Annotated in this window: 4 protein-coding genes and 1 pseudogene; 2 read left to right on the forward strand and 3 right to left on the reverse strand. The window is 71.6% G+C overall.

All coding sequences use genetic code 11. The features are described from left to right. Positions 1 to 253: pseudogene (locus tag ABZV34_RS36380) on the reverse strand (hypothetical protein); the annotation flags it as partial. 176 nt (positions 254 to 429) lie between these two features. On the opposite strand from ABZV34_RS36380, the gene ABZV34_RS36385 reads away from it, so the two are divergent. Both ABZV34_RS36385 and ABZV34_RS36390 read left to right on the forward strand, forming a co-directional pair. Continuing rightward, positions 430 to 2,394, forward strand: coding sequence for a GAF domain-containing protein (locus ABZV34_RS36385; protein ID WP_356286639.1), 1,965 nt, complete (start codon positions 430 to 432; stop codon positions 2,392 to 2,394). Positions 2,395 to 2,530: 136 nt separating this feature from the next. After that, entirely contained in the window at positions 2,531 to 3,532 is a 1,002-nt protein-coding gene (locus tag ABZV34_RS36390) for a nitronate monooxygenase (protein WP_356286642.1), read from the forward strand. A gap of 113 nt (positions 3,533 to 3,645) precedes the next feature. On the opposite strand, the gene ABZV34_RS36395 is transcribed toward ABZV34_RS36390, so the two are convergent. Both ABZV34_RS36395 and ABZV34_RS36400 read right to left on the reverse strand, forming a co-directional pair. After that, entirely contained in the window at positions 3,646 to 5,292 is a 1,647-nt protein-coding gene (locus tag ABZV34_RS36395) for a peptidoglycan-binding protein (RefSeq protein WP_356286645.1), read from the reverse strand. A gap of 510 nt (positions 5,293 to 5,802) precedes the next feature. Beyond that, positions 5,803 to 6,249 (reverse strand): peptidoglycan-binding protein, encoded by a 447-nt coding sequence (locus ABZV34_RS36400; RefSeq protein ID WP_356286648.1) that lies wholly within the window; start codon positions 6,247 to 6,249, stop codon positions 5,803 to 5,805. Positions 6,250 to 6,625: the final 376 nt, after the last annotated feature.

Here is a 6,625-nt window from a genome sequence, read left to right on the forward strand (position 1 = left end):
CCGCGGCATCGTCGCCCGTCGTCGCGGCCATCCGCGCCGGATCCTGGGTCGCCGCCTCCTGGGACATCGTCCGTGCCCGGGACAACAGCTCCGCGTCGGCCAGGACGAGCGCGTGGCGCGCCTGGGCCGCGGCCTCCCAGCGGCGTCGGGCCCGCCAGGCAGCCTGCCGGTGGGCCGGACCGCAGTACCGCCGGTTGGGCCCGGCCTCATCCGGCAGCGGCTTGTCGCACCAGCCGCACCGAACATCACCCATATGTGCACGATATGCCGGATTCGCGTGACGGCGCGGGTTCACTGGGCCGCTACGCACGCCGGTCCGCACCTCGATGTACGACCCTGTCCTGCGAGACCTGCGTCCGTGACATGAAGAATACGTAGGAAAGGTTATAAAGTTGGACCTTTTCTCATGATGCGTACGACCATGGCTGTATGCCTCGGGCAGTCAACAGGTCCCGGACGCTGCTCAGCCTGATCGGACGCAGGATTTCCGGGCGGCGCGCACGTCTGGATCAGGGCGCTGATCCCGACCCGGACCCGGCCGCCCACCGGCGCGGCCGCTTCAGCCTGCTCCCGCACAGCATCGCGGGACAGATGCTCGCGCTGGCCGTGACCATCGCGGTGCTGCTCATAGCCGCCGCGACCACGGTCCTGGTGCTGCAGGACCGGAAGCAGGCCACGCAGGAGGCCCGCACGCGCGCGCTCGCGGTCGCCGGGACCTTCGCCCACTCCCCGGCCGTACTGGAATCGCTGAAGTCCGCCAGGCCGAGCGCCACTCTGCAACCGCTGGCCGAGGCCACCCGACGCGATGCCCGGGTCGCCTACATCGTGGTGACCGACCCCAAGGGCATCCGGTACAGCCACCCGGACCCGCGCGCGATCGGTCTGCCCTCCAACGCCACCGTGTGGCCCGCCACAGCGGGCCACACCTTCACCGACAAGGTCATCGGCAGGAGCCTTCACTCACCGTCGATCCGCGCGGTGGTTCCCGTCTTCGACGCGCGCCACAGCGTGGTGGGCACCGTCATGACCGGCGTGCCGGTCGCCGGCGTGGTCCACCAGGTCGACGGTCAGCTGCCGCCCCTGCTCGGGTCCGCCGGAGTCGCCCTCGCCCTGTCCATGGGCGGGATCGCCTGGCTGAGCAAGCGACTGCGCCGGCAGACCCACGGCCTCGGTCCGGCCGAGATCACCCGCATGTACGAGCACCACGACGCGGTGCTGCACGCGGTCCGTGAAGGTGTTCTCATCGCCGACCACGAGCGCCGTCTGCTGCTGGCCAACGACGAGGCGCACCGGCTGCTCGGTCTGCCGCCCGATGTCCAGGGGCGCCACGCGGGCGATCTCGCCCTCGGGCCCGCGCTCACCCGGCTGCTCACCTCCGGACGGGTCGCCGCCGACGAGGTCCACCCCGCCGGGGACCGCCTGCTGGCCGTGAACCAGCAGCCCACCGTGTGGAAGGGCCGCGTGCTGGGCACGGTCACCACCCTGCGCGACACCACCGAACTGCGGTCCCTGGCAGGTCAGGCCGACGTCGCCCGCGAGCGACTCCGACTGCTCTACGACGCCGGTATGATCATCGGCACGACCCTCGACGTGAGCCGGATCGCCGAGGAACTGGCCGCCGCCGTCGTCCCGCGGTTCGCCGACCGGGCGGTCGTGGACCGCTCGGACGCGGTGCTGCACGGGGAGGAACCACACGGCGACGACACCGGGCCGTTGCGCCGCGCGGCACAGTCGCCCCTGCCCGGCGCTCCCTCGTCGCGCGCCGTGGGGGACCTCGTCCACTTCCCTCCCTCCTCGCCGCAGGCCCGAAGTCTCAAGGCCGGAAGGCCCGTGGCCGAACCGGATCCGGCCGGGGAGCCCGCCACCGCCGCCCACCGGGCCACGGGCCCGCTCGAGTGCGCCGGTCCCCCCGGCCACGCGATGATCGCCGTACCGCTGCGCGCGAGAGGCGCGGTGCTCGGGGTGGTCGGTCTCTTCCGCACGACGACGTCCGGCTCGGGCGGTCACACGCCCTTCGACACGGAGGACCTGTCACTCGCGGAGGAACTGGTCACCCACGCGGCCGTCTGCATCGACAACGCCAGGCGCTACGCCCGCGAACACGCCACCGCCGTCTCGCTCCAGCGCAGCCTGCTCGCCCCCCATCGAGCTGCGGCTGCTGTGGGACCGCACCCTCATCTGCGAGGTCTCCGACGCCAGCAGCACCTCACCCCACGTGCGGCGCGCGGCCACCACGGACGAGGGCGGCCGGGGCCTCTTCCTCATCTCCCAGCTCACCCGGCGCTGGGGCACCCGTTACACCTCACGCGGCAAGGTGGTCTGGACGGAACAGAGCCTGCCGACCGGGGAGGAGGAAGAAGGCCTCGGGGGCGCGGCGAATCCGTAGGCACGTGACGCGTCCGCCTTTCATCACGCGCCGGGGGGTGGGGCCGTCCGACGATCCGGCGTCCTGTGGGCGGAAGCGGAAGGAAGGCGGAAGGAAGGGCGAGGGGGATGGCCCGCACGCGGGAAGCGGACCGATGATGCGGGCATGGCGTTGTCGACGGATTTCACGCGGTTGTGCGGAGTGCGGCACCCGATCGCGCTGGCACCGATGGGCGGGACGGCCGGGGGCGAACTGGCCTCGGCCGTCTCCCGCGGTGGCGGCCTCGGACTGGTGGGCGCCGGGAGCGGGGACCTCACGTGGTTGCGGCGCGAGCTGCCGATCGTCGCGTCGGGCGGCCACGAACCGTGGGGTGTCGGGTTCCTGGCCTGGGCCGCCGGGACGGGAGCGGTGGAGTGCGCGCTGGAGTACGGCCCCAGCGCGGTCATGCTGTCCTTCGGGGATCCGAGCCCGTTCGTGGAAAGGATCCGCCGGGCGGGAGTGGTGCTGATCCTCCAGGTCACCGATCTGGAGGAGGCGAGGCGCGCCGTGGACCTGGGCGCCGATGTCGTCGTGGCGCAGGGGACCGAGAGCGGCGGTCACGGTGCCCGGCGCGGGCGGTCCACGATGGCGTTCGTCCCGGTCGTGGTGGATCTCGCGGGACCGGTGCCGGTTCTGGCGGCGGGCGGGATCGCCGACGGCCGGGGAGTGGCCGCGGCTCTGGCCCTCGGGGCGGCCGGAGCGCTCATCGGTACCCGGTTCCAGGCCACCGCGGAATCTCTGGCCGATCCCTCGGTCACCAGGGCGATCGTCGAAGGACGTGGGCAGGACACCGAGCGCAGCGGCGTGCTGGACATCGTCCGTGGCTCTCGCTGGCCGTCGAAGTACACCGCCCGCACGCTGGCCCATCCCTATCTGCGCCGGTGGCGCGGCCGTGAAGCCGAGCTCGCCGCCGACGTCCGGGCCGCTCAGGACTACCGTGACGACGTGGCGCGAGGCGCCGTCCCGCCGGTGCCCGTCTGGGCGGGCGAGGGTGTCGACCTGATCACCGACCTGCCTTCCGCGGCCGGTCTCGTCCACACCCTGGCCGTCCAGGCCGAAGACGCGCTGACGCGGGCGGGACGAGCCGGGCGTCCTCCGCGCCGTCGAGCCGGTGCGGGGAGTCCGTGACGTCGCGCACGGCCCTGACGCGGTGAAGCACGCCCACGGAGGCGGCTCCCGGGTCCGGAGTCCTGGGGAGTCCGGACCCGAGTGCGACCTGCCGGGAACCCCGGCAGAGACGCTTAGCGGACCCGGATGAAGACCACGTCGTAACCGCTGTTCGTGGAACGGGACTTGACGTACACACCGTCGCTGCCGCCGTTGGGGTTGCCCGTGTTGCCCTCGACCGTGGTGAAGGACGATCCGGACACCGTCCGCACGATGCCTATGTGCTCGTTGCCGCCGGTGAAGTCGCTTCCACCGTCCCAGTCGAAGGCCACGATGTCACCCGGCTGCGGGCTGGTCGTCACCGACAGGTGGTAGTTGCCGGCCCGCGCCTGCTTCACCCAGCCGGAGACATAGGAGTTGCGGTAGGAGCTGGCCCCGGTCTGCTTGGCCACCCAGCTCACGAAGGTCGCGCACCAGGCGTAGTTGCTGGTGGACAGCGAAAGACCCACAGCCGCGCCGTAGCTGTTCGCGCGGGCACTGCCCTCGACCGTGCCGACCTCCGCCTCGGCCACGTCGAGGATCTTGCCGTAGCCGCCGCCGGGCGGGGGCGACGACGGCGGGGTGACCGCTCCGTACAGTGCGGCCTTGGTGTTCGGTCCCGCATGGCCGTCGACCGAGAGGCCCTTCTCGGCCTGGAAGTCCCTGACGGCGCTGTCGGTGAGCGATCCGAAGTCGCCGTCGACGGCGAGGTCGGCACCGTGGTGGTTGAGCAGGCTCTGCAGTTCGGTGACGCAGCCGCTGCGCTGTCCCTTGACGATCTCGTTCGGGCACGAGGCGGAGTTCAGGTTGATCGGCGCTGGCGCGCCGTTGCCGCCACCGCCGCCGATGTTCGCGTACAGGGCGGCTTTGGTGTTCGGGCCGACCTCGCCGTCGGCGCTGAGGCCGCTCGCGGACTGGAACGCCTTCACGGCAGCCAGGGTCTGGGGGCCGAAGCTGCTGTCGACGGCGAGGCTTTGACCCTTGCCGTTCAGCAGGGACTGCAGTGTGGCGACGCAACCGCCGCTCTGCCCCTCCACGATGTTCTCCGGGCAGGACGACGACCTCAGGTCCAGGCCCGTCGACGGTGACTCGTCGGTGTCGTACAGGGCCCGCTTGGTGTTGGTGCCGACCTGGCCGTCGACCGTGAGGCCGTAGGAGGACTGAAAGCTGCGGACGGCACTCGCGGTTCCGGCGCCGAAGTCGCCGTCCACGTCGACCGCGTAGCCGTGGTGGCGCAGCAGCCGCTGGAGCTCGGTGACGCATCCGCCCTTGTCGCCCTGGACGACGTTCGCGGGGCACGAGGAGGACTGGAGGTTGATGGGGGCGGGCGCCGAGCCTCCGGTCGCGTACAGCTTGCTCTTGGTCGCGGGGCCCACCCGCCCGTCCACGGCGATCGCGGTGGCGGCCTGGTACTCACGGACCGCGTAGAGGGTGCTCGGCCCGAACTGACCGTCCACCACCAGACCGGCGCCGTGCGCGTTGAGCAGATTCTGCAACTCTGTGACGCAACCGCTCAGTTGGCCCTGCACGATCTCGTTGGGGCAGGACGCGGAGGTCAGCTTGACCGCGGACGGGGCCGCCGCTGCCGCCGGACCGGCACCGAGCACGATGCCGGCCGAGACCATCGCCGCGGTGGCGGCGAAAGTGCCGATCCGGATCCGCCACCCCGGCCCGGTGGGGTGCGTGGCCCTGTGCCGTGAGCTTTCGTTTTCGGCGCGAGCGAGGAATGCGAGTCTTCCCATGGCGGCGAGGTTCTCCTTCGTCTTCTGGAGCGTCGTCCGACGCGTCGTCGGGTGAGGGACCGACGGGTGAGGGACCGTTGTGCTCGTCCGGCGCTTCCGTCCCGGCCCGCGTGTTCAAGCGGCCCGGGAGGACTGCTGGGACGAGAACGCGCGGGTGTGGCGCGGGTGGCGGGACGAGAGTGGTGCGTGGCGGGGAGAGACGCCACCGCTACCGCCGCGATGCGGTTGCTACGGAGTGTCTTCCGCGCCGGCCTGGTGGGACGTCGAGCGGGGTGACCGCACGGCGGGACGACGCCGACGCCCCGCCGGCCGATGTGTTCGTGGCAAGGAACCGCGCCTCTCGACGCGGCAGTTGGCCCCGGGTGTGCGGGATCCGGTCCGGACGGTGAGTGAGAACACGCATCCGCGGCCCGTCCTTGCCGGGCAAGGACGGGCCGGGTCGTTCACTCAACGGCCGGACCGGTCAGACCGGTCGGGCGGGCTCGGACCGGTCAGGCGGGCTCGGACCGGTCAGGCGGCGAAGCGCTTGAACGCGGCCCGGGTGCCCGTACCCGCCACGCCGTCGATCGCGCCCGTGTAGCCGTAGTCGTCCGCCAGCAGACGCTGCAGCGCCTTGATGGTGTTGGTGCCGGGGTCCCCGTCGATGGCGCCGGTGTATCCCCAGTACCTCGCGAGGCAGCGCTGGAAAGCCTTCCAACTGTTGGTGCCCAGCTGACCGTCGATGGAGTCCGTGTATCCCCAGTAGTCCGCGAGGAACTCCTGGACGTTCTTGGCCTCGGCCGTGGTCAGACCGAAGTTCTGCGTCGCGGCCGCGGCGGCGGGCTGTGCGGCCGCCACCGACTGCGCGGTGGTCGCGGTGGCCGCGAAGCTGGTGCCCGCGGTCGCCACACTGCCGGCGGCGAGGCCGGCAACGGCGACGAGGCCGGCGATGGTCCTGCCCAGAGCGTTCGGTCGCATGCGTTCCTCTTTCGATCGTGGGTCGGCACCTGTCCCGCCTGGCAGGCAGGTGGCGAGACCAAAGATGAAGGGCGCTGGGACGCGGTGGCTACGGCTGTGGCACAGGTGGCGTCCTTGTGGGACGACCGGCCTGCTGACCTGCGACGACAGCATCCGACGGGACGGCTACGTGAGACACCTGTGACAGATGTGACGGGCTCATGCAGAATGCGCAGCAGCGGAGGGGGCCCGCTGCTCACGCCGATGACCGCATTGGGGGAAACATGCCGCGCTCCAAGCCGCTGCCCGCCGAACTCGATCCCTGCACACGGCAGTTGGTGGAGCGGTTACGCCAGCTGAAGGACCACGGCGAGCTGACGATACGTCAGCTCGCGAC

It is taken from the genome of Streptomyces sp. NPDC005195 (genome assembly GCF_040608315.1).
In the GTDB taxonomy this organism is placed as follows: domain Bacteria; phylum Actinomycetota; class Actinomycetes; order Streptomycetales; family Streptomycetaceae; genus Streptomyces; species Streptomyces kaempferi.

What these genes read in the sequence shown, in the direction of transcription:
- ABZV34_RS36395 (WP_356286645.1), bottom strand. Translation starts at nt 5,292, where the DNA reads ATGGGAAGACTCGCATTCCTCGCTCGCGCCGAAAACGAAAGCTCACGG.
- ABZV34_RS36385 (WP_356286639.1), top strand. Translation starts at nt 430, where the DNA reads ATGCCTCGGGCAGTCAACAGGTCCCGGACGCTGCTCAGCCTGATCGGA.
- ABZV34_RS36400 (WP_356286648.1), bottom strand. Translation starts at nt 6,249, where the DNA reads ATGCGACCGAACGCTCTGGGCAGGACCATCGCCGGCCTCGTCGCCGTT.
- ABZV34_RS36390 (WP_356286642.1), top strand. Translation starts at nt 2,531, where the DNA reads ATGGCGTTGTCGACGGATTTCACGCGGTTGTGCGGAGTGCGGCACCCG.